The sequence below is a fragment of the Segetibacter aerophilus genome (assembly GCF_007991655.1).
Taxonomy (GTDB): Bacteria; Bacteroidota; Bacteroidia; order Chitinophagales; family Chitinophagaceae; genus Segetibacter; species Segetibacter aerophilus.
This window is the reverse complement of record NZ_BJYT01000013.1, coordinates 15,451-37,660: the sequence shown is the minus strand read 5'-3', so window position 1 is coordinate 37,660 and position 22,210 is coordinate 15,451. Positions and strand designations below refer to the sequence as shown.

Here is a 22,210-nt window from a genome sequence, read left to right as displayed (position 1 = left end):
TGGCATCCTGCTCGTTAAACAACTTAGCGTTTTTTGTCTTCGGTAAAATCATACGTTCATTACTATTAAGTTCCTCTCACATTTTTTAATTGTAGTCGTGTCTCGTGGCCACAGAAATTTTATTCGCCTTTGAAGCTTTAGTTAAAGACAATACCTGGAAGAACATAAATTTTGGGATACTAATCAGCGCGCTATAAATTCTTTTGTCAATCTTCGTCTTCATCAATGCAATTAGAAAGGCTGCTACAAAAAATAGAATACCAACCATCCAAACAATGGCAATCATTGGCGAGATGAATAAGTTTACACTAAAACAAGCAATCGCTAATAGTAAAAAGATGAAGAGCGGTGGTCTTAGTAAGATTAAGCCAAACAAGAACTGATTAAAATTGGTCTTTTTTATTCCTTTTGCCATTAAGGTAAAACCATAAGAAAAATATTTAAACCACGTGTTTATCCAACGGGCACGTTGCATAACAAGTTGATCGGTCTTTGCTGTTTTCTCGTCGTACACCAGTGCGTTTTCTGCGAATGCAATACGTCTACCTCGCTTTACAATTTCAAATTGCAAGACTTTGTCAAAGCCCGCACCGGTTATGTCAAGATGTTCCAGGCAGTCTCTGTAGAGCTTAGTATTGAAAGCCATTCCAGAGCCGGCAAGGGTGGCTGAAGAACCAACACCAAATAACAATTTACCATCATAAAAATGATAATACACATCTCGTGCTGCGTCAAGGCAGGCATATGTTGTGTTCAGATTTTTCGCATCCCTTACTCCCTGAACTGCTTCATATCCCTTATCAAAAAACTTGTTTAGCTCTCGCAGATATTCCCTGTCGACCAGGTTGTCGCTGTCTATGATCGTTAACCTTTCATGTTTTCTTACAAACCTGTTTATCGCGTAAAAGTGAGACCGTGTATTGCTTCCCAAAGTGGTTTCAGGACGTAGAAGAATTACTCTCGGATCATCGAAAATTAAACCTGAAACATCACATTTATCGGCAACTATATAAACCAAATAATTGCTGTAATTGATATTTAAAATAGAATTTACTGCTTGTTGCAGCAGATCGGTTTGTTCATATGCAGTTACTATAATTGCATAGTCAGCTTCCTTTGAATGTTCTGGCAAATCTTTTTGCTTTTTTGCACAAACATGAATTGTATAAAGCAGTAGTGGCATTACCAGGTTGTGCCCTATTATAAGTTGGAGTATTATCCAGGTCATTCCCCCGATGTTCACGCTTTTACTGTTTTAACTTTCCTGCCTTTCACTGCAAATTTTTTCCCATCAAAACGGTTAAGAACCCAGCCCGATAATTTTCCATTTAAACTTCCCAGGTAATCAATTTCACCGTTGCTGGTATTGCGGATAGTTTTCGCTGCGGCAAACACTGGCACTACCTTGTCTGCAAACATGATCCATTCTTTGGCTTTATTCAGTCTATTTAACGATGGCGTCTCAATAAGAATAACGTCAAATAAATTTCTTAATGTCTTTATTTTTTCTGCTATCAACTGGTGACTACTAAGCTCAAGTAAGGAGAGATCGCTGCCCTTATTGCCCATTATGGTCAGATTACTTTCGGGGTTAAGCAGAGACTTGTCGGTGTTATCGGAAAGCACATAGTCCTCGAAGTAAATATTAGTCTTTACAGTTTCTGTTATTTCAGGTTGTCCGAAATTGCCATCAATAAGAAGAACTTTCTTGTTGATCATAGTGTAAGCATAGGCAAGATTTAAGGCAAAGAAAGTTTTGCCTTCATCTCCATCCAGGCTTGTAATGGCTATTACCTTTTTGTTGTTCAGGTTATTATCTAACTCAAATCGCAGGCTGCTAAGTAAGCTTTTAAAATATTGTAATTCGCCAGTTTCACTTGTGTTGTTCCAGATATCCGTCAGATTGATCTTATCGTTTTTAAGTCGGTTTAATGATCCTAATACCGGTTGTTTTGTACGATTAGCGAGTTCGTTGCCATCATTTATAGAGTCATCCAGAAAAAATAAAACGAAGAGTACCATGATGCAAAATCCAAAAGTTATGATTCCCGATAAAACGACGAGCATCATCTTTTTAGATGGTTTCGGAGTGCCTGGTGTGGCCGCTTCAACCTGTCTTAGCTTTACAGTAAAACTCGCGTCCATTCTTGCCTGCTCGTACTTTTTTGATAATTCGGTGTACTCAGTTGTGGCCAGGTCAATCTCATCCTGAGTGCGTTTTATTGCTGCCTGGTAGGGCACAAGCGAATACAGCCTGCTGTTTAGCCTGCTCAGCTCGCTGCCAAGCGAAGACACGCTATTCTTGGCAAGTTCAAGGGAGACTTCGAGGTTGAGCTTTTGTGCAACCAGCTCCTGCTTAGACGATGTAGGATTGTAGCTATAGTTGTCATTTACTTTGTTAAGCTGGTTTGAAAGCACTGACTGCAACGAGTCTGCTCTCGCCTTGTATTTAGGATCGAAACCGCTTTTTATATAATCGTTATTTACTGTTGTTAGGCGGCCCCTGGTGACAAGTATATCCTGGTTTAGATTTGCAACGCTGCTTTCAAAAAACTTCCTGTCATTTGGGTTGAACCTGCTGTCAATATTTCTTAATGCACCCCGGTACGAGCTTATGTTTTTTTGAGCATCCTGCTTCTTCGTTTCAAAATCTGCAATTTGCGAGATTAGAGTACTTGCCTGTCCATTCACATCCAGTATGCCATTTCTTACTTTATAGTCCCGGAGGTAAGCTGTTTTTTCTTGTAGAACCGCTTGCTTATGTTGTAGAAGACTATCTAAAAACTCGACGGATTTACGGTTGTTGTCACTAACGGTTGCCGTGTAGTAAGCTATCGTTTCTTTACAGAGTGTGTTAAGAACAAAAGCCGAAAGCAAGGGCTCTTCAGCTGCATAGGTCAAATCAATAAAGTCACTATTAGTAACCCTTAAAATAAGGAGATCAGAAAGCAACGATTCACTGTCATACTCCACGGAGGCCAGCAACCGCGATAGTTTATTTTCCTGAGGATTGTTTAAAAAGAGCTCCTCCCTCTTGTTATATTTATTTGTAAGGATTTCAATAGCCTGCCTTTTTTCACCTGGGCTGAGGTGTGTCAATAGATTTCCTGTTTGACGGAAAGGTTTTTCGGTAGAAAGATCGTGCAAGGCCAATTGATACGACACCTGGTTCAAAACCTTTTTCAGCGTCATGGTTTGGATGATGTTGCCAAACTCCTGGTTGACCTGAACCTCCGGCACACTCTTTCCATTCATAAGTGCGTTCGATCCATCGATAATGCCGGTGGCAATTCGTGCACGAGATGTATAAGTCTCCGGAGAGTCTTTCAGAAAATAGTAAGTAGCAGCAACAGCGATCATTGGAATAATCAGCAGCGCTATCTTATGCCTTAAAAGAACTTTTATAAAATTTTCTATTGCCATTGTTTTACAGATTCTAGCGTGTTCCCAATTAATTCCTCCAACCTTGCCTTTGCAATAAACACTTCTGCTTCTGCAGCTACTTTGGCTTGATTCTGATTCGTATATGCTACTAAAGCGGCAGAATAGTTGCCGAACGTTTCCTCGCCTTTTTGAAACTTGTTTCGTACCGATACGAGAACGCTCTGCACATCAATCTCAGACTGGGCTATTAGTTTAAGTGTAGATAACGATTGTATATACTTAAAATAGCGTTCTTTCACCGTCGCCTCAAGCAGGTAAGAATACTCATCTTTTTGCAGCCATGTGATCTCCAGCTCTTTCTTTGCTATTTTAACCTGGGTAGGTTTCTGTAGTAACGTGCCAATGTTAATTCCCACGCCAACCTGGTATCCATTTAATAGAGAAGGATTTATTAAAGTGGTAGTATTCTTAGGACTGTATAAGTAGTTAAGGTTGATGACATCAAGAAGCGATGCTTTAGATTTTTTTACATTTAGTTCAGCTATGTTTATCTGCGCTTCGAATACTTTCATCCGGGCATAGTAGCCTTTGGAAATACGAATAAGTGTGTCTAGATAAGGGTAAGATATTTCGTTTAACATAGTTTCCTGCGCCTCAACCTTAGGAACAACAGAAAAGAACAGGATGCATAAGAGTAAGATAAAACGATACATACTTGGATTACGATAAAAAGGATTCTCAAAAAATTGGTTGCTAGTATGATGACAAGAAAGTAAAATATGATGCAACTCCTTTAAAAAAGATTTTGCTGCACAAACTGCAACTATTTATACCCGCTTGTAATCAATAGATGCTATAACGGGTTTTGAGCTTGTTTTATTTCGTATTAATACAACTGGTTAATAACATAAGGGGATAATGAATTTTAATTTTTTAAAAAATAATAAGAGGCTTAAAAAGATTGTTCACAGGCTATTAATACCCGCAAACGAAGCGAGGCCAAGATTGTGGGTAAGCTGGTTTGTAAACCCCTTTTTTCATAAACAAAAAAGAAGCTCCGTAATAAGAAGAAGGGTGAGGTTAGACGTTGTGCCCTTCAATTATTTTGAAATTGGAGAGAGTTCTGTAATTGAAGATTTTTCAACTATAAATAACGGGGTAGGAGATGTGGTGATAGGAGATAATACTTTGATTGGATTAGGTAATGTAATCATTGGCCCCGTAGAAATAGGCAGCAATATTATACTGGCTCAAAACATTGTAGTAAGCGGGTTAAATCACAAGTACCAGGATGTTGCTTTGCCTGTTAGGGAGCAGGGGATAACGACAAGAAAAATAATTATAGAAGATAACTGCTGGATCGGTGCAAACAGCGTTATAACTGCAGGGGTCACTATTGGTAAACACTGTGTTATCGCTGCAGGATCTGTTGTTACGAAAAGTATTCCTCCTTATTGTGTAGCCGCTGGTAATCCCGCTAAAATAATTAAACAATACAGCTTCGAAACAAACGAGTGGATTGGCGTTGTTACTAAAAACCCCATAAGTCTTTAATCGTAATTCGATTGCTAACCCATAACTCCATGTCTACTACAAACTACTTTTTTCCAGATGTCACTTTGCTGATTACCCATTATAACAGGAGTAGTTCTCTCGAGCGTTTATTGCAAACCTTCAAAGAAAGGAGTTGTAAATTTGGAGACATCGTAGTGTCTGACGATGGAAGTCTGCCAGAACACCTGGAAGCGGTTAAGGAATTAGAGAACCGATATTCCTTTCAGCTCATCACCACGCAGAAGAACAAGGGTCTCGGAAATAATATCAATAAAGGGCAGGACGCGGTTAAGACCCCTTATACACTTTATGTACAGGAAGACTTCATACCTACGTCTGTCTTTGCCAACCATTTTCTAGACGCAGTAAATATTATGAGTTCGGACACCAAGTGGGATTTGGTTAGGTTCTATGCCTATTCACCCTACCCGTACTTGAAGCCTTTTGACAAAGGATTTTCGGAAATGGTATATAGTCGTTGGGGATTAAAAACAATGAAGCTTCACTATTACAGCGATCACCCGCACCTGAGGAGAAGTAATTTTTTAGAGAAGTTCGGTCGCTACCCAGAACACTTAAATTCAAGGAAGACAGAGTATACAAAGTGTGTTTCCTTCATTCAAAAAAAAGGAAAAGGGCTGTTTTTTAATGAATTTAAAACCTTGTTTATACAGGAGAATTCTGCCACCGAGCCGAGCACCTGGACGGAAAAGCGCTGGAGAACCAGTAATAACCCAATGATCTCGCTTGTTCGTAAAACTTACAGGCAAGTAAAATATAATTATGACGTAAACTTCAAAAGAGTACCCAGTTAATTTTTCTTATACTCTTTAAACTGGACAATATAAATTTTCTTTCCTTTTTTCTCTTTAAAGGAAACAATCTTTCCAAGCTTAATATATCTAATCAAAAGCGCAGTCGATTTAGGGTCGGGCCTTTTACTATCCAGGGCTATCGTCTTTTTGACATTACTTTTTTCAGTTGCCGATAATATATAAGGCGTGCTAAACTGTTCGGCTTCCTTTTCTTTAAAGGCTACTGAAGCAACAATTTCAGATTCTTTCAGTTTTATATTTTCTGCTTTCAGATAAACGTGTTCTGTTCCTTTGAAGTAATAAATTTTACCCGTTACACAAGCATCTTTGTATTGTAAGCTATCAGCAGAGAGGCTCGCAATACTTCCTTCTTCTGTGGCAATTATTACGTCAAGGTGTTGCGTCACGTTTCCAAGATTTACCAAAATGGGCTTATCCTTTACATTATAAAGATGCTTGACACTTATAATGGTACCGCATACTGTCACGGTCTCACCAATATGTTTATCAGCCTCCTTCAATTCGGTACGTGTCTGCGCTAATGTTGGGATAGAACTTACAATAGCACCGGTAAGAAGGACACCTATTATTTTTATACGTAGAAACCTCATGTTAATAATCATCGCTTTAGAAAAAACATTCAAAATAAGCCACAGCTTTAAACGACTAAGTCTAGTTATAATTGTGTGAAGGATAGAAGGATTATTAACTTGCATGTTCACTCAACTTTACCGTATGATTAGATGTAGCTAAATATCGGGCGGCAACTAGTGGAATGTAAATATGGGCTTTTACAAAAGTGGTATCAAAAATGTCAATACTAAAAAAGCACAGTTTGATTGTCGAATTAAAAGCGAACGATTAATTGATGTACATAAAAGCAGCTGGAGTTTAAGTAATCGAAGCTTTATTGTTGTATTGTACTGAAAACCTTGGGCCTACAATAACTGACAAAATTACGCCCTTGGTGCTTTCGGTAATTCCGGTAAGCCTTCCGCTGCTTTAATTGCTTTTAAATAAATCCTGTCGACTTAAGCTTTGGATCTTTTTTAGTCGATTTTTTGTAGTTGCTAAATTGCTGGCGATTTTTCAAGCCTGTTCGAATTTCGCACTTGGAGCATTAAGGGCTTTGAAACCATCATATTAAAGCAGATAGTGCATTCCCTTCTCCTCCAACGAACCCCATTCCCACCACAAATCTCCTCAACTTTCATTTTGAATTTCAAATGTTAATGGTAGTTTTACTAGGTATAAATACTAGCAAGATTTAAATTACTACCGATTAATACGTTTTAATGGATATCAAAGCCAAACTGAAAAAACAACAGGTTAAAATGAGGTTAGCAAGAAGAAAATATATGGTTGCCAAAGCAAAAAATGAGTCAGATATGACTGTCAAAGTATTGTATGCGCGTTGGTCTCAACTAAACTTCATCTGTAACCTCTGGGAAGAGGCAGTCAAAAAATTGGGTTAATTCAAATTAACTGATAAAAAGCTCCAAAGCTTTGCGCTCTTATACAAAGTCTACTCCTTCCAACAATCTCATTCATATTACTACAATTAAACTTCGTTCCTGAAATATCGGTATGTTTGAACGCGACGTAAAAGGCAAAGGGTAGACAGGACCTGCCACTAATCAGCGCCCGTGCTCGAAGTGTAGGTACTTTACCAACCATCTTTCTTTCTAAATTTGCAATCCGCTTTAATTTAACTCACCTCGTAAATATGAACAAGGAACAGGAAGGCAGTTGGATTAGATTTGATTTTGAGCAAGCTCGCGCTAAACATCTGCTTTTTAAGACAAGGCTACGGTCGATATTATATGGGGCTAGCCTTGATGAAACTCCCGTAGTTTCTCACCTTGAATGTTCGGTTGGAAAATGGATCTATGGTCATGCATTAAGTGCTTATGCTGACATTGCCGAAATGCACGAACTCGAGCAAGTGCATACAACACTTCACACAGTGGCTAAAAAATTGGTGGATTTATATAAAGCTGGTAAGGTAACGGAAGCAAGGATAGGTTTGGACGAAATGGAAGGCATTGCGGATAGATTAGTAAAATTACTTTCGACAGTAGAAGCATTGGTTCTAATAAATAATCCCGCGGAACAAGAAGGTTCACCGGCAAACGCTATAGTCATTAACCTTAAAGAGCTGGAAGAATTGCAACGTCTGAACCAGGATTTGGACCGCCGTATCAAAGAACAATCTAATGACCTTTCGGAGGCCAGGGAACGATTTGAACTGGTGGCCAAAGCAACGCAGGATGCAATTTGGGATTGGAACCTGCTTACTGATGATATGTGGTGGAACGAAGGTTTTAAAGAGCTTTTTGGCTACAGCGAGAAAGAGAAGGGCGCGACTATTGAGGCGTGGACCTCTCGCCTGCATCCCGAGGATCGTGAATGGGTAGTGAAAAGCATACATGCGGTAATTGACGAAGGTGGCACTCAGTGGTTAGCAGAATATCGTTTTGCAAGAAAAGATGGCGGTTACGCAACTGTGCTGGATCGTGGCTACATATTACATGACGAGAACGGTAAGCCCTATAGAATGCTCGGTTCGATGCAAGACATTACGGAGCGTAAAAAGAACGAAGAGTTACTTATTCAAAAAGATAAAAACTTCCGAAATATCATCAATACTGCGCCGGTGGCGATGCTTATTTTCAACGGACCCGATATGATTTTTGATACAGTCAACCGGAGCATGCTCAAACTGATTAACAAGACCGAAGCAGTAATTGGGAAGCCGCTTCTGGAAGTTCTACCGGAAATAAAAAGTCATTCCATTATTACTAATCTAAACACAGTTTACGAGACTGGCGAACCTTACGTAAACGACGAGCGGCGCGTTCCTTTTATAAGTCACGGATTAGTTGAATGGCGTTACTTCAAACTGGCTTTTACCGCTGTTAATGAAAGTGGAAAGATTACAGGAGTAATGGTGGTTGCCACTGAAGTGACCGAGCAGGTAACTGCCCGAATTAAAGTCGAAGAGAGTAACAAAGAATTTAAGTTTGTTACCGATTTTATGCCCCAGATAATTTGGGCAACCAAGCCTGACGGCTATCACGAGTTTTACAATAAGCGATGGTACGATTACACCGGGTTGACCTACGATCAGTCAAAGGATACGGGTTGGAATACAGTGTTGCATCCGGACGATCAGCAAAGGGCCGGGGAAGCATGGAAGCACAGTTTGGAAACCGGCAACCCCTACGAAATTGAATACCGCTTTAAACGTTTTGACGGCAAATATCGCTGGTTCCTTGGACGGGCTTTGCCTTTGAAAGATGAAGCAGGCAAAATCTACAAATGGTATGGTACCTGCACCGATATCGACGACCAAAAGAAGGCTTCAGACCTGCTTGAAGAAAAGGTGAAGGAAAGGACCAGGGACCTCGAGAACCAGAAGAACCTGTTAGATAATATTTTAGAAAATTCGTCCAATGGAATTTCTGTCAGCGAATTAATTAAAGATGAACAGGGTAAAGTGTATGACGCCAGAACTATTCTAGCTAATGCATCTGCAGTAAAGTCGGTGGGTATTCCCAAAGAGGTTTACTTGTCTAAGAGAGCGCTCGAAATGGATCCTAACATCTTTAATTCGCCCTACGGACAGGCTTGTATAGAAACATTGGAATCTGGCAATCCTTCGCTTATTCAATACTACCTGGAAGCCGCCGGTCGATGGCTTGAACTCACCCTTTCTAAGATGGATGACAATCACCTAATTCATATTTTTACTGACGTAACTTCAAATAAGAAGTCCCAGCTTGAACTGGAGCGAACCATCCGGGAACTTAAAAGGTCTAATTCGAATTTGGAAGATTTTGCCTACGCTGCATCGCACGATTTAAAAGAGCCTATAAGAAAAATCAGAACCTTTTCTGACCGCCTTAAAAATAACCTTGCGGGAAGACTTTCAGAAGAGGACCAACACTACTTTCAGCGGATGGAAAAAGCTACTGAAAGAATGCAATTGCTCATCAACGATTTGTTGGAATTCTCTCATGCTTCGACCACAAATACAAGTTTAGAAAACATCGATCTTAATAAAAAAGTACTGCAGGTGTTAGAAGATCTTGAGGTAGCAGTCGCCGAAAAGAACGCGCAGATAATAGCAGAAACTCTCCCAACAATCAAGGGACATAGAAGGCAAATTCAACAAGTATTTCAAAACCTCATTACAAATGCTTTAAAATTTAGCCAACCTGGTGTTCGTCCTGTAATAATCATTACTGCTTCAGTAGTTGGTGAAGCTGAGGCGCACCCTGACCATCCGGAGATAGATGAAAACCGGAAGTACAACCTGATCGAGATCACTGATAACGGGATTGGATTTGACCAGGCGTATGCGGATCAAATCTTTAAAATGTTTCAGAGACTGCACGGTAAAGCGGAGTACGAAGGCACTGGGATTGGCCTCGCTATTGTGAGGAAAGTTGTTGAAAACCACAAAGGCTTTATTAGAGCGGAAAGTCAACCTGGCAAAGGAACAACCTTCAAAATATTTTTCCCTATCGAATAAGTTCGTCATCTTTTCCTCGGATTATCTGAAAACGACAAAAGTCAACTCAAACAATCTTAACTACTAACGACCCTAAAAAAACTGCTATTATACAGACGATAAAACTTAAGGTCGTGTAAAGGGCAAAACCAGTGTAATTCGAGCTTTGCAGCAATTGAAGGTTTTCATAAGCAAAAGCTGAAAAAGTCGTAAACCCGCCGCAAAAACCTGTCACCAGGAACAAGCGTAAAGTAGGAGTGAGCCAATGAAATCTTTCAGACATCCCGTAAACAATTCCAATAATTACGCACCCGATTACGTTGACGGCAAAAGTTCCGTAAGGAAAAGCCATAGAAGAAAATTGCTTCGATACATACAACGAAACCAGGTATCTTACTATGCTTCCGAGCGCACCACCTAGGCCAATTAAAATAAGATTTGTCTTCATACATCCAATGAACTGCAGATGCCCGTGTCTTGCAACCAGCCGTTCTTTTTATTAATCAAATATAAAGGTTTACAAATAGCGCTATCATAGCATAAGGAACTGAATGCCCAATGTTAGCAGGCTCTCTTATATTTGATCGGGCAGACTATAGAATTGCGCTTTTAATATTTTACAAACTTAAATATTGGTTACAGCTGTACTTTTAATCGCATTAGGTTTTCTTGTAGGTACTTTTGGTACGTTGATCGGTGCTGGCGGCGGTTTTATTTTAGCACCTGTTCTGCTGTTCTTGTATCCTTTCTTAAAGCCGGAGGTGGTTACCAGCATTTCTCTTGCTGTCGTATTTCTAAACGCTGCCTCAGGCTCTGTTGCTTATGCAAAACTTAAACGGATCGATTATAAATCTGCCATCATTTTTGCCGTCGCCAGCTTGCCCGGCTCTATTATCGGTGCGCTTGTAACTAGTCATATTCCAAGACATTTGTTCAATCTTATTCTTGGTGCCTTGCTAATTATTGTGGCAATTTACCTGCTGGTGCGCCCCGGGCAAATGCGCGATGGTGAACATAGTGACAACACGCGTTTGGTGCATAGAACAATTATTGACGTTTATAAAGAAAGGTTCAATTATTCTTTCAACCTCGCAGTTGGTATTGCCATCAGTTTTTTAGTTGGTTTTCTCTCAAGCTTATTAGGCATAGGAGGAGGAATTATTCACGTCCCTGTGTTGGCAAGTCTGCTTCATTTCCCCGTGCATATTGCCACGGCTACTTCTCATTTTATATTAGCGATTATGGCCCTGGCGGGAACCATTGTTCATATGATACAAGGCGCTTTCTGGCAAGAATGGTCTAAAGCCGTTTATATCGGTATGGGCGTTATTGTCGGAGCACAAGTGGGAGCAAGGCTGTCGCAAAAAATAAAACCGAAAGGCATTATACGAGCGTTGGCCGTTGTATTGTTTTTAGTGGGAACCAGGCTTCTATTCTTTTGATCTTTTCAGGGTGCTATTTTATTTGTTGCCCTGGCTGTAGTTGTTCACGCATCATTGTTGCGTCGCACTCTTGTACTTTTTCCAATAAATTGCCAAGCGTAGATCTCGGCTACATTTCAACCATCAAGATAGCCGCTTCACTATAGCTTTTTCCTGCAACTTAAAGTGCGTCTATCTCCCAGAAATTTGTTGCAAAATTCGAAGGAAGCAACGTCATCCTGGTCATTATTCAATTGTAAGCTGCTAAATTGCTTTATGATTATTTACGTCCTTCTGGCTACTATTATCCTGCTGCTCATAATCAATCTTATTGTATTGTCTCGTTCAAACAATAACAAAGACACGGGCTTCATCTATAAGCTCGATTCGCTCCAACTGGAAATGCAACGGGTTGAAGGGTCTGTGAAAACAGAAATTGCTTCAAACCGAAAAGAAACTTTTGACAATGCTGCGCTTGCAAGAAGAGAGCTGGCCTCATCACTTATCTCGTTCGAAGAAAAGTTAAGTCATCTTACCAATACGATCGACCATAAGCTTACCGCTTTTAACGAAACCAATACCAATAATGCAAAAGACGCAAGAACGGAAATAAGACAAGCCCTTGACACCTTTAAAAAAGACCTTGCTTTATCGATACAGGAATTCAATGGAATTCAGAAAGAGAACTTTTATGCCCTCTTAAATAAGCAGGGTGAACAAAATACAGACACAGGCAATCGTCTCGACAACATGCGAGAGACACTCGAGAAGAAAATTTTTGAATTGCAGCACGGCAACGAACAAAAGCTCGAGCAGATAAGAATAACGGTAGATGAAAAATTGCAACAGACACTTGAGACTCGTCTTGGCGAATCATTCAAGCTGGTAAGCGACAGGCTCGAAGCTGTACACAAAGGTCTTGGAGACATGCAGCAACTAGCAACCGGTGTAGGCGATCTTAAACGTGTACTTGGCAATGTGAAAACACGGGGACTACTAGGGGAATATCAACTCGAGAATTTACTCGAACAAACCCTTACGCCTGATCAATATGCGAAAAATGTAAAAACAAAAGAAGGTAGCAATGCCCTCGTTGAATTTGCTGTAAAGCTGCCCGGCAACAAAGACAAGGTGCTGTGGCTCCCGATTGATTCTAAATTTCCTAAAGAGGACTTTGAGTGGTTGATGCAGGCTTACGAATTGGGTGACCTGGTACAGATCGAAGAAAGTCGTAAGGCATTTGTAAAAGGTATTAAAAAGTGCGCAAGTGATATCTGTGGTCGCTATATTGATCCTCCCAACACCACCGACTTTGCTATTCTGTTTTTGCCATTTGAAAGTTTATATGCCGAGGTGTTGCGAACTCCTGGCCTGTTTGAAAGCATCCGGACGGAATGTAAAATAAACATTGCCGGCCCGACCACTTTATCTGCCTTCCTAAGTAGTTTGCAGATGGGTTTCCGCACGTTAGCCATAGAACGGCGCAGCGGCGAGGTTTGGCAATTGTTGAGCGCTGTTAAAACTGAGTTTGGCAACTTTAGCGGGTTATTGGAAAAAGCACAAAAAAACATTCAAACCGGGTTGGACCAACTTGAAAACGTTGCGGGCGTAAGAACAAGAGCCATACAAAAACGTTTGAAAGGAGTGGACACACTAACCGATGAACAACTGAAAAGCATTTTACCTGAATTGACAAATGGAGAACTGTTATTAGATGAAGAAGAGTAGCAAACCGGTTGCTGTCTTCATATTTTTTAGAATTCTTTAGACCAGCTTTTTAATAAACCTGATTTCCCAAATTTTAATTTCTGTCTTAAAATTGTTGAAACCTACGATATGATAAAAATTGCACTCTTACATTTTTTCTTGTTAGCAAGTACAGTTATCTCCGCCCAGGCGCACAAACCAGTCCCGGTTATTTTCGATACTGATATGGGACCGGACTATGACGATGCAGGTGCCATTACCTTATTGCACGCATTTGCGGATGAAGGGAAGGCGAATATTCTAGCAACAGTTGCCAGCACAAAATTCGAAGGAGTGGCAGCTGTGCTTAATGTCTTCAATACCTATTTTAAACAGCCAGGGCTGCCGATTGGCGTTCCAAAAGGGGAGGCGTTGACAAAAAGAGATTTTCAACATTGGACCGATACGCTGATTAAAAACTATCCGCATGCAATAAAAAATAACAGCGAGGTTCCTGATGCAGTGGAAATTTACAGGAAGGTGCTGGCAAAGCAACCCGATAAAAGCGTTACAATCATTACGGTAGGCTTTTTAACAAACCTGGCTAATTTGCTAAAATCCAAGCCTGATAAATATTCCCCTTTAACCGGAGTGCAGTTGGTAAATCGGAAAGTAAAATCTTTGGTTAGTATGGCTGGCCGATTTCCTTCGGGCAGTGAGTTTAATATTGACCAGGATGCAGCTTCAGGAAAATACGTTTTTGAAAATTGGAGTACGCCCATCATTTTCAGCGGCTGGGAAATAGGCCAGAAAATAAAAACCGGGCTGCCGCTGATAAATAACAATACTATAAAAAACAGTCCTGTAAAAGATGTATTTCGCATCAGTATTCCGCTTGATCCCCAGGACAAAGCAGGAAGAATGAGTTGGGATGAGACAGCAGTACTCGTAGCAATAGCTGGCTACAAACCCTACTATAAGCTGGTCTCGGGAACTATTGAAGTAACGGAAAAGGGCGCCAATACATGGAACAATAAGGGCGGAAGTCATTTTTACCTTGTAGAAGACAGACCACCTTTGGAGGTGCAGGACTTGATAAATAAGATGATGATGCATCAGCCGAAGAAATAAAGCGGGAAGGTCAGTTCCATATAGTTCTTATGTACAAGTGTGCGACGCAACGAGGCTAAATTGAAAGATAAAAGCTTGAACAAGAAAGTCTTAAAACGATAAACATTTGCAGCGAAATAATTTTTTTTCAACTACCTCACGCAGCTTATACTTGCAGCCATAAATGCAACTGGTAACTCTAATCAAAAGCAGGTACAGGTAGTAAAGGCATGATATTTATTGTCTAGCAATGAGGTGAAGGAATGGATGAATATTTTATTTAAAAGTAAATATGGCACAACTTAATAAGTCACTTTCCAAAACTCCCACCGGGATAGTTGGACTGGATGAAATAACAGGCGGTGGGCTGCCTACAGGCCGGCCTACTTTGATTTGTGGTGCTGCTGGCTGTGGAAAAACATTGTTTTCATTGGAGTTTATCGTGAAGGGCGCACTTGATTATGATGAACCGGGAGTCTTTATGGCTTTTGAAGAAAAAGCGGAAGAACTGGCTATAAATGTTGCTTCACTAGGTTTCGATCTTGAAGCACTTCAAAAAGACAAAAAGATTAAGGTAGATTATGTGCACATTGAACGGAGTGAGATAGAAGAAACCGGGGAATATGACCTTGACGGCCTGTTTATAAGATTAGGATATGCTATCGATAGTGTGAAAGCTAAAAGGGTGGTATTAGATACAATAGAGAATCTTTTTTCAGGTTTAGCTAATGAAGCAATTTTGCGGGCCGAGCTTCGTCGACTGTTTCACTGGCTGAAAGAAAAGGGAGTAACTGCTATCATAACCGGTGAAAAAGGTGAAGGGTTTCTTACCCGGCAAGGCCTCGAAGAGTACGTATCAGATTGCGTGATACTATTAGACCACCGGGTTATTAACCAGATTTCTACAAGAATTTTAAGAATTATAAAATACAGGGGCTCTGTTCATGGAACAAATGAATATCCGTTTTTAATTGACGAAGAAGGCATTTCTGTATTGCCAATAACTGCTCTTAAGCTTCAGCACCCGGTCTCTTCCGAACGGGTTTCATCGGGTGTCCCATCACTTGATCAAATGCTGGAAGGAAAAGGTTTTTTCAGGGGAAGCAGTATTCTTGTTTCAGGCACTGCCGGAACAGGAAAGACTAGTATAGCAGCCTACTTCGCCAGCGAAACTTGTAAGCGTAAAGAGCGATGCATCTACTTTGCCTTTGAAGAATCGCCTCAGCAGATTATCAGGAACATGCGTTCCATCGGCATAGATCTTCAACAACACATCGATAACGGATACCTTGCTTTTAATGCCTCAAGACCGACATTGAATGGTCTCGAGATGCACCTTTTAACCATACACAAAGCGGTCAGGCAATTTAAACCATCCTCAATCATTCTTGATCCGATAACCAACTTGATTACCATTGGTTCGGTAAGCGAAGTGAAAGGCATGTTGATAAGGCTGATCGATTTTTTACAGGCAGAACAGATTACAGTCATGTTTACTGCATTAACGTTAAATACAGTTGTGAACGAACAGACGGATGAAGGGGTTTCCTCATTAGTAGATGCCTGGTTACTTGTTCGGGACATTGAAAACAATGGTGAAAGAAATCGCGGAATGTATATAATGAAGTCGAGAGGAATGAGGCATTCGAACCAGGTACGCGAATTCGTGATATCTGATGAAGGGCTTAGCCTGGTGGATGTGTACCTGGGACCTGAAGGAGTTTTAACAGGCTCTGCAAGGGAGGCTCAACAATTGATGGAGGAAACGGGGATTGTTTTAAGAACACATGCAGTAACAAGAAAAGACAGGGAAATAGAAAGAAAGCGAAACGTGTTGCAGTCCAAGATAGAAAGTTTAAGAGCAGAGTTTGAGTCAGTATCCGATGAACTAAATAAAAGCTACGTGGAGGAGGAATTGCGCAAAGAGGTGATGCATAAGAACCGAGAAGAATTAATTAAAAAAAGACACAATGGAAACAGCAACGAGCCCGGGGGAGACGAACCCCGAGATACTAAATGAAGATAAATACGAACTAAGGTTATATGTGGCCGGTAAAACAACAAAATCTGTCGCAGCTATTAACAACCTCAACAAATTATGTGAAGAGCATTTGAAAGGTAAATACGTGATCGAGGTCATAGATTTATTGGTGCAACCTCAGCTGGCAGAGGGTGACCAAATTTTTGCTATTCCAACATTAGTAAAAAAAGTTCCTGAACCGATACGCAAAATCATAGGCGACCTATCGAATGAAGAAAAGGTTTTGGTTGGTTTGAACATCCGTCCTGCAAAACAATAGTATGACCAACGAAGAACCGGGTGAGGTGGAAAAAAATGGCCAGGAAGAAGTGGAATTCGTTCTCCGTTTATATGTTATCGGAGCGTCTTCAAATTCTGTAAGGGCCATAACTAATTTAAAAGATATTTGTGAAACCTACATTAAAGGAAGATATTCTTTGGATATTATCGACGTGTATCAACAAAAAGAAATAGCTGAAGCACAACAGCTCATTGCATTACCTCTTCTAATTAAAACATTCCCTTTGCCCGAGAGAAGACTTATTGGCGACATGTCTGACAAAGACAGGGTTCTTCGTGGTTTAGGAATCATTGTCTAGTTGCAGATGAAAGCAAAAACTTACGAGGAACTTTTGGATGAAGTCACGCATCTGCGTCATCAGCTGGATGAAGCCAACGATACTATTGAGGCAATAAGAACTGGCCAGGTAGACGCGCTTGTAGTACTTGGAGAAAAAGGGCATGAATTGTACACGCTAAAAACAGCTGACCAAACCTACCGTCTCTTCATCGAGAAAATGATTGAGGGCGCTGTTACTTTAAATCGCCAGGGAATTATTGTTTACAGCAATTCTCAGTTTGCACGAATGGTCAATCTCCCATTATCGAAAGTTCTTGGTTTGCCTTTTTCTAACTTTATTGCGCCGCCTTTTATTAACCAGTTTTTTGATCTTTTCGAGAAAGGGTGGAAGGAGGATTGTAAAGGTGAAATCTCCCTGGTAAACCAGGACAAGCACATAGAATTTCAGCTTTCGTTTACTACGCTGGAATTGGATGAAGGTGTTTCTCTCAGTATTATCCTAACCGATCTGACACAGCAAAAAGAAACGCAGAGGCAGTTGAAGCAAAACAACCTGCAACTCGAGGAAATTAATCGCGCGCTTGAAATAAGTAACCACGATCTTCAGCAGTTTGCTTCTGTAGCTTCCCACGATTTGCAGGAGCCGCTTCGCAAAATTCAAATCTACTCTAACCTATTGAAGGAGAAATTTGCTTCACAGTTTTCAACTTCTGCAGGCACTTATTTGCAAAAGATAATTAATTCATCAGAAAGGATGAGAGTGCTGATACAAGATATTCTCTCATTCTCGCGCTTGTCTGATAAAGACAATAAGTTTGAACTTACGGACCTCCAGGCACTGATTAAAGAGTTGTTGAAGGATTTTGAAATAGTCATTGAAGAAAAGAAAGCCACCATAACAGTCGAAGAACTGCCGATGATAGAAGTGAATCCCGGTCAGATTAGGCAAGTATTTCAAAACGTAATCAGCAATGCGTTGAAGTTTTCAAGGTTAGGAGTAAATCCCGTAATTACTATTTCAGGAGCACGAATTTGCGATAATCTTTATGATAGTGAACCTGATACAAAAGGTGCATATGCCTGCATACATGTAAAAGACAATGGGATAGGCTTCGATGAAAAATACATGTCGAATGTGTTTACCCTTTTTAAACGGCTACACACCAAAGATGAATATGAAGGCACTGGCATCGGCCTGGCAATTACTAAGAGAATTATCGAAAAACACAACGGTAGCATCATTGCAAAAAGCACTGAGGGCATAGGTTCAGACTTTGTTATAGTCTTACCTGTTAAACAACAACGTGTGTTATAAGACTCCGATTACTGCACTATTCTGTAGTTTTGAGACTTGTTAGTTTAAAGCATTTAAGGTCGGTTTTCTGAATTTCGCAGATATGCCGGCTAAAGATACCAATGCTCCTTTTTCGTTAATGAGACGTACACAAGGTCTCCCTTTAAAAAATTACATTCAGGTGCCGTTACGATGATTGAGGCGTCTTCAACTCTAACTTCTACCTGGCAATACCCACCAAGGAAATTAATTTTTTCAACCTCTGCAATCATTGGCTGCTCTTCGTTTTGTACCAATCTATAATCTTCGGGACGTGTAAAAATATTTTGTCCATTTGTATTTAATACGCCCAAGCGGGTAGCAACTGCACTACTGATTATGTTATAATCTCCAAAGAGACTGGCAACATACTCGTTCCTTGGCCTTCTGTAAATTTCTTCCGGCGTTCCTGCCTGAATGATTTTGCCATCCTGCATGACCATGATAAGGTCTGCCCAGGACAAGGTATCAAGTGGGTCATGCGATATTAGTATGCATGTTATTTGCAGCTTTTTTCCAATATCGTTAATAACTGATTTTAAAATTTTTTTATGGGACATGTCCAGGTTGGAGTAGGGCTCGTCGAGCAATAGTAATGTGGGGGATGTTATCAGCAGTCTTGCTGTAGCGATACGCTGTTTTTCACCTCCTGATAGCTGGTCGGTTCTTCGTTGTAACACGTGTTCGACCTGGCAAATTTTATAAATTGTTTCAGCTTCTATTGGCGAGATTTTGTTAGCCATTTCTAACAACTCTTCGACTCTGTAATTATTGCGTAATTCAAAATGTTGCGATAAAAAGGCAATACCTGGATGTCCCGGTATTAGTTTTTCTTCGGGGCCTAAAATCTTTTGGCCGTCAAATATCACAGAGCCTGTATCGGGTTGAGCCAAACCGGCAATTATTTTTAGCAGCGTGCTTTTTCCTGACCCGGTCTCTCCTGCAATTGCAATTTTCTGACCTCTTTGCTGTGAAAAATTTATATCCTTTAATTCAAAATCACTTCCCGACCGCTTACTTATTCCTGATACAGTTAGTAGACTCATGTGCGTTTTATCTGTTCGATCAAATGTAAAAGGTTTTATAGTTGCACGTGCAAATAGAGCCGCGGTTACTGCTGAGTATGGGGAAAAAAGTAAAAGAGTGCGACGCAAGTAAAGATCAACAGTAGTACGATGTTTGGCTGGGAATAAAAGAAATCCAACGACTAGCGCGATTAGTTAAAATCTTTATCACATCCGCATTATATCTAAAATTAGATTTTACTTTACCAGCAAATCAACCTGAGATTTTCAAATTATTATACATGAAACAACTTAAGACTTCTACACTGTTCTGCGTTTTGTTTATTGCTTTATTCGCTCAGAAAACAATTGCACAAAATCCTGAAAACTGGACAAGCAAACAACTAATACAGCCGGCCGACTTAGCTGAAAAGATTACAGCCAATAGAGACTTGCCTGTCATATTTAGCGTTGGCCCGGGAGCACCTATTCCTCATTCAATTGATATAGGAATGGGCAAGGAAAAAGAAAATATGGATAAGCTTAAGAAGGAGCTAAGCGGTTTGCCAAAAGAAACTAAAGTTGTTGTGTATTGCGGCTGCTGCCCGTTTGAACATTGCCCTAACGTAAGGCCGGCTATCGATGCTCTTAAAGAAATGAAGTTTACGAACTTCCAACTATTAAACCTGCCCCACAACATTAAAACGGATTGGATAGACAAGGGATATCCTACTGCGAAGGGGTAAAGATTTCCTACTTTGAAAGCAACCCTACAGTTCTGTAGCCACTGCTACTTTAAATCTTTTTCTAATAAAAAAACCAGTCGAAGAAATCCTTCACTGGTTTATATATTTTGTTATTTAGAAAATAGGCAGGAAGAATCAATCAAACCTGCTGGAGTTTACAACGTTGTACTTATACGTCGTCTTTTGCCGCCTCATCTTCGAACCGTGCACTTTCACCTTCATCTAAATCATCTATCGGACTTGCTGTGGGAGTTAGATCGGGATCTTGCTCTATATCTTTATCTGCCTGTTCATGTGCAGCAATAACCGCGTCATCTTTAGGAGTGGGTTGAGGGTTATTTCTAACTTTGGGAGTTTCATTATCTAGTGGCATATGCTGTGTTTTTAATGTATACCAGGTACGATTAAATTTTTATGCCAGTGATAGAATTGGCTATAGAAGAGCGCTGCTTTTAATAATTCTTCCGCCTTTATTAATAATACCTTCTTTGGCTTTTGTGAAAGCGCCGTCGTTTATAGCCCGTACAGCATCTTCAATTATATAAGTCGTAAAACCTTCTTCTACTGCATCCTTAGCAGTGTAATAAACGCAGTAATCCGCGGCTAGTCCAGCCACATAAACTTCTGTAACATTCTTGCCTTCCAGATAGGCTGCGAGTGCAGTAGACTTGAGATGACCATTGTCATAAAATCCACTATAACTATCGATTTCGCTATCTGTTCCTTTTCTAAAAATTGCTTCAATTTTGTTTATTGCTAAGTCTTTTGAAAACTCAGCTCCACTTGTTCCTTGTACGCAATGTATTGGCCAAAGCACCTGGCTTAATCCATTTAAATTGATTGTTTCAAAAACTTCTTTTCCCGGATGATTTGCTGCAAAACTCTTATGATTTTCGGGATGCCAATCTTGTGTTGCCACCACTAATTCGAAGTGAGGCTGCAAGGCATTAACGACAGGAATAACTTCATCACCGTATGGAACAGCCAACGTCCCACCGGGAATAAAATCGTTCTGTATGTCGATAAGAAGTAGAGCTTTCATAGGTATTAAAGAATTGCTGGCTCTTAAAGCACGGAAATTATTTTTTGCTTGCTGCCTTTTTTGCCGGTGCAGCTTTAGCTGCTGCCTGCTTGCTTGCTGCTTTACCGTTTGAAGCTTTTAATGCTGCTTTTTTAATATTTCCTGTAGCTGCTTTTTTGGGTTCAACCTTCTTTTTAGCTGCGGCCTTTTTTAATGTATTATCGGCTCTTCCTCCTCCGGCTTTTTTTCTAGGGGACCCACCGGCTTCATCTGTACTTTCTGCATCTTCGTTTATGCCCGAGTAAGCAAGCTTAGTAAGCAGATCGTCCGCTACATATTCTTCATCCAGTGTTTGACGAAGCAACTTTTCAGCTTCTGTTAAGCCCAGTTGCATGGCGTAAGCTCTTGCAGTGCCATAACCGCAGATTTCATAATGCTCTATTTTTTGAGCGCATGCAATCACGGCTGCATCTTTCACATCAACGTCCATGTCAGCACCCATTATTTTTTCTCCTTCGCTGATAATTCCTTCCATTCCCTTACACTTTTCTCCGCCTGTAATCGCTCCAAACAAGCCTGACAAAAATCCTTTATTTTCTTCGTCGGACTCGCCACTAACTATTTTCTGCACTTCATCCAGCCGGGTTCTTTGTTTTTCGGTCACCGATAAATGTTGCTCCAGTGCTTTTTTTAAGTCACTGTTTTGGGCCTTTTCAATCATACCTGGCATTGCTTCAATTATCTGGTCTTCTACCGACATCAGATCTCGCACTTCATGTGCTAATAAAGCTTTTAAATCGTTCATTTTTTCCATGGCAATTTTTTTGTTTATTATAGAAAAAATTATACCTGCTAAAAAACATCTTGCGTTATAAATGAAGGTAAAAAGGAAGCGCTAAACAATTAATTAGCAGAGTTTTTATAAGTTGTTAAGAAGAGACTCTTTTGTTTCAAGCATTTGTTCTTTGTTTCATCATCGTTGCGACGCAGTACGTTCAACGGCAAGTATTAAAGCAGCTT

At 40.3% G+C, this 22,210-nt stretch carries 21 protein-coding genes; 12 read left to right on the top strand and 9 right to left on the bottom strand.

What is annotated here, in order from left to right; all coding sequences use genetic code 11:
- Window positions 1-85: 85 nt before the first annotated feature.
- Genes SAE01_RS16490 through SAE01_RS16480 form a run of 3 tightly spaced genes read right to left on the bottom strand, consistent with a single transcriptional unit; the run spans window position 86 to window position 4,025 of the window.
- A complete protein-coding gene (locus SAE01_RS16490) occupies window positions 86-1,228 on the bottom strand; it encodes a glycosyltransferase (protein WP_147204898.1) in 1,143 nt (380 codons plus the stop codon).
- Between the two features lie 11 nt (window positions 1,229-1,239).
- A complete protein-coding gene (locus tag SAE01_RS16485; protein WP_147204897.1) occupies window positions 1,240-3,423 on the bottom strand; it encodes an exopolysaccharide transport family protein in 2,184 nt (727 codons plus the stop codon).
- Window positions 3,414-4,025, bottom strand: coding sequence for a TolC family protein (locus SAE01_RS16480; RefSeq protein WP_170234180.1), 612 nt, complete (start codon window positions 4,023-4,025; stop codon window positions 3,414-3,416). The genes SAE01_RS16485 and SAE01_RS16480 overlap by 10 nt, the downstream gene beginning before the upstream one ends.
- Before the next feature lie 277 nt (window positions 4,026-4,302).
- On the opposite strand from SAE01_RS16480, the gene SAE01_RS25090 reads away from it, so the two are divergent.
- A complete protein-coding gene (locus SAE01_RS25090) occupies window positions 4,303-4,938 on the top strand; it encodes an acyltransferase (protein WP_174834619.1) in 636 nt (211 codons plus the stop codon).
- A 29-nt stretch (window positions 4,939-4,967) separates the two neighbouring features.
- On the top strand, window positions 4,968-5,753 hold the full coding sequence (locus SAE01_RS16470) for a glycosyltransferase (RefSeq protein ID WP_147204894.1): 786 nt from the start codon (window positions 4,968-4,970) through the stop codon (window positions 5,751-5,753).
- On the opposite strand, the gene SAE01_RS16465 is transcribed toward SAE01_RS16470, so the two are convergent.
- On the bottom strand, window positions 5,750-6,364 hold the full coding sequence (locus SAE01_RS16465; protein WP_147204893.1) for a hypothetical protein: 615 nt from the start codon (window positions 6,362-6,364) through the stop codon (window positions 5,750-5,752). The two genes, SAE01_RS16470 and SAE01_RS16465, sit on opposite strands and share 4 nt — an antisense overlap.
- A 684-nt stretch (window positions 6,365-7,048) precedes the next feature.
- On the opposite strand from SAE01_RS16465, the gene SAE01_RS16460 reads away from it, so the two are divergent.
- The gene (locus SAE01_RS16460; RefSeq protein ID WP_147204892.1) at window positions 7,049-7,228 is read left to right on the top strand and encodes a hypothetical protein; all 180 of its coding nucleotides are present in this window, start codon (window positions 7,049-7,051) and stop codon (window positions 7,226-7,228) included.
- A 251-nt stretch (window positions 7,229-7,479) separates the two neighbouring features.
- Window positions 7,480-10,290, top strand: a complete 2,811-nt coding sequence (locus tag SAE01_RS16455; protein WP_147204891.1) for a PAS domain-containing protein — start codon at window positions 7,480-7,482, stop codon at window positions 10,288-10,290.
- Window positions 10,291-10,336: 46 nt separating this feature from the next.
- On the opposite strand, the gene crcB is transcribed toward SAE01_RS16455, so the two are convergent.
- Window positions 10,337-10,717, bottom strand: coding sequence for a fluoride efflux transporter CrcB (gene crcB, locus SAE01_RS16450; RefSeq protein WP_147204890.1), 381 nt, complete (start codon window positions 10,715-10,717; stop codon window positions 10,337-10,339).
- Window positions 10,718-10,901: 184 nt separating this feature from the next.
- On the opposite strand from crcB, the gene SAE01_RS16445 reads away from it, so the two are divergent.
- From SAE01_RS16445 to SAE01_RS16415, 7 genes are all read left to right on the top strand, one after another.
- Window positions 10,902-11,711 (top strand): sulfite exporter TauE/SafE family protein, encoded by an 810-nt coding sequence (locus SAE01_RS16445; protein ID WP_174834618.1) that lies wholly within the window; start codon window positions 10,902-10,904, stop codon window positions 11,709-11,711.
- A gap of 255 nt (window positions 11,712-11,966) precedes the next feature.
- Window positions 11,967-13,418, top strand: a complete 1,452-nt coding sequence (locus SAE01_RS16440; RefSeq protein WP_147204888.1) for a DNA recombination protein RmuC — start codon at window positions 11,967-11,969, stop codon at window positions 13,416-13,418.
- Between the two features lie 108 nt (window positions 13,419-13,526).
- Window positions 13,527-14,507, top strand: coding sequence for a nucleoside hydrolase (locus SAE01_RS16435; protein WP_147204887.1), 981 nt, complete (start codon window positions 13,527-13,529; stop codon window positions 14,505-14,507).
- Window positions 14,508-14,778: 271 nt separating this feature from the next.
- Window positions 14,779-16,506, top strand: a complete 1,728-nt coding sequence (kaiC, locus tag SAE01_RS16430; RefSeq protein ID WP_147204886.1) for a circadian clock protein KaiC — start codon at window positions 14,779-14,781, stop codon at window positions 16,504-16,506.
- The gene (locus SAE01_RS16425; protein ID WP_147204885.1) at window positions 16,457-16,786 is read left to right on the top strand and encodes a circadian clock KaiB family protein; all 330 of its coding nucleotides are present in this window, start codon (window positions 16,457-16,459) and stop codon (window positions 16,784-16,786) included. The genes kaiC and SAE01_RS16425 overlap by 50 nt, the downstream gene beginning before the upstream one ends.
- A 1-nt stretch (window position 16,787) precedes the next feature.
- A complete protein-coding gene (locus tag SAE01_RS16420; protein WP_147204884.1) occupies window positions 16,788-17,105 on the top strand; it encodes a circadian clock KaiB family protein in 318 nt (105 codons plus the stop codon).
- A 6-nt stretch (window positions 17,106-17,111) separates the two neighbouring features.
- Complete coding sequence (locus tag SAE01_RS16415; RefSeq protein ID WP_147204883.1) at window positions 17,112-18,401, top strand: sensor histidine kinase; 1,290 nt, start codon at window positions 17,112-17,114, stop codon at window positions 18,399-18,401.
- An 89-nt stretch (window positions 18,402-18,490) separates the two neighbouring features.
- On the opposite strand, the gene SAE01_RS16410 is transcribed toward SAE01_RS16415, so the two are convergent.
- Window positions 18,491-19,465: an ABC transporter ATP-binding protein gene (locus SAE01_RS16410; RefSeq protein ID WP_147204882.1), complete on the bottom strand. Its 975-nt coding sequence runs from the start codon at window positions 19,463-19,465 to the stop codon at window positions 18,491-18,493.
- A 260-nt stretch (window positions 19,466-19,725) separates the two neighbouring features.
- Here SAE01_RS16410 and SAE01_RS16405 point away from each other — a divergent pair, with 260 nt between their 5' ends.
- Window positions 19,726-20,169: a rhodanese-like domain-containing protein gene (locus tag SAE01_RS16405; protein ID WP_147204881.1), complete on the top strand. Its 444-nt coding sequence runs from the start codon at window positions 19,726-19,728 to the stop codon at window positions 20,167-20,169.
- A gap of 169 nt (window positions 20,170-20,338) precedes the next feature.
- Here SAE01_RS16405 and SAE01_RS16400 read toward each other — a convergent pair whose 3' ends face one another.
- From SAE01_RS16400 to SAE01_RS16390, 3 genes are read right to left on the bottom strand one after another with little or no spacing between them, the layout of a single operon-like run.
- A complete protein-coding gene (locus tag SAE01_RS16400) occupies window positions 20,339-20,542 on the bottom strand; it encodes a hypothetical protein (protein ID WP_147204880.1) in 204 nt (67 codons plus the stop codon).
- A 60-nt stretch (window positions 20,543-20,602) separates the two neighbouring features.
- Complete coding sequence (pncA, locus tag SAE01_RS16395; protein WP_147204879.1) at window positions 20,603-21,211, bottom strand: bifunctional nicotinamidase/pyrazinamidase; 609 nt, start codon at window positions 21,209-21,211, stop codon at window positions 20,603-20,605.
- A 37-nt stretch (window positions 21,212-21,248) separates the two neighbouring features.
- Entirely contained in the window at window positions 21,249-22,004 is a 756-nt protein-coding gene (locus SAE01_RS16390; protein WP_218029174.1) for a YciE/YciF ferroxidase family protein, read from the bottom strand.
- Window positions 22,005-22,210: the final 206 nt, after the last annotated feature.

Coding starts and splice junctions, on each gene's coding strand:
- SAE01_RS16415 (WP_147204883.1), top strand. CDS start 17,112: ATGAAAGCAAAAACTTACGAGGAACTTTTGGATGAAGTCACGCATCTG.
- kaiC (WP_147204886.1), top strand. CDS start 14,779: ATGGCACAACTTAATAAGTCACTTTCCAAAACTCCCACCGGGATAGTT.
- SAE01_RS25090 (WP_174834619.1), top strand. CDS start 4,303: ATGAATTTTAATTTTTTAAAAAATAATAAGAGGCTTAAAAAGATTGTT.
- SAE01_RS16400 (WP_147204880.1), bottom strand. CDS start 20,542: ATGCCACTAGATAATGAAACTCCCAAAGTTAGAAATAACCCTCAACCC.
- SAE01_RS16455 (WP_147204891.1), top strand. CDS start 7,480: ATGAACAAGGAACAGGAAGGCAGTTGGATTAGATTTGATTTTGAGCAA.
- SAE01_RS16470 (WP_147204894.1), top strand. CDS start 4,968: ATGTCTACTACAAACTACTTTTTTCCAGATGTCACTTTGCTGATTACC.
- SAE01_RS16485 (WP_147204897.1), bottom strand. CDS start 3,423: ATGGCAATAGAAAATTTTATAAAAGTTCTTTTAAGGCATAAGATAGCG.
- SAE01_RS16435 (WP_147204887.1), top strand. CDS start 13,527: ATGATAAAAATTGCACTCTTACATTTTTTCTTGTTAGCAAGTACAGTT.
- SAE01_RS16390 (WP_218029174.1), bottom strand. CDS start 22,004: ATGGAAAAAATGAACGATTTAAAAGCTTTATTAGCACATGAAGTGCGA.
- SAE01_RS16405 (WP_147204881.1), top strand. CDS start 19,726: ATGAAACAACTTAAGACTTCTACACTGTTCTGCGTTTTGTTTATTGCT.
- crcB (WP_147204890.1), bottom strand. CDS start 10,717: ATGAAGACAAATCTTATTTTAATTGGCCTAGGTGGTGCGCTCGGAAGC.
- pncA (WP_147204879.1), bottom strand. CDS start 21,211: ATGAAAGCTCTACTTCTTATCGACATACAGAACGATTTTATTCCCGGT.
- SAE01_RS16440 (WP_147204888.1), top strand. CDS start 11,967: ATGATTATTTACGTCCTTCTGGCTACTATTATCCTGCTGCTCATAATC.
- SAE01_RS16410 (WP_147204882.1), bottom strand. CDS start 19,465: ATGAGTCTACTAACTGTATCAGGAATAAGTAAGCGGTCGGGAAGTGAT.
- SAE01_RS16425 (WP_147204885.1), top strand. CDS start 16,457: ATGGAAACAGCAACGAGCCCGGGGGAGACGAACCCCGAGATACTAAAT.
- SAE01_RS16490 (WP_147204898.1), bottom strand. CDS start 1,228: ATGACCTGGATAATACTCCAACTTATAATAGGGCACAACCTGGTAATG.
- SAE01_RS16460 (WP_147204892.1), top strand. CDS start 7,049: ATGGATATCAAAGCCAAACTGAAAAAACAACAGGTTAAAATGAGGTTA.
- SAE01_RS16465 (WP_147204893.1), bottom strand. CDS start 6,364: ATGAGGTTTCTACGTATAAAAATAATAGGTGTCCTTCTTACCGGTGCT.
- SAE01_RS16420 (WP_147204884.1), top strand. CDS start 16,788: ATGACCAACGAAGAACCGGGTGAGGTGGAAAAAAATGGCCAGGAAGAA.
- SAE01_RS16480 (WP_170234180.1), bottom strand. CDS start 4,025: ATGTTAAACGAAATATCTTACCCTTATCTAGACACACTTATTCGTATT.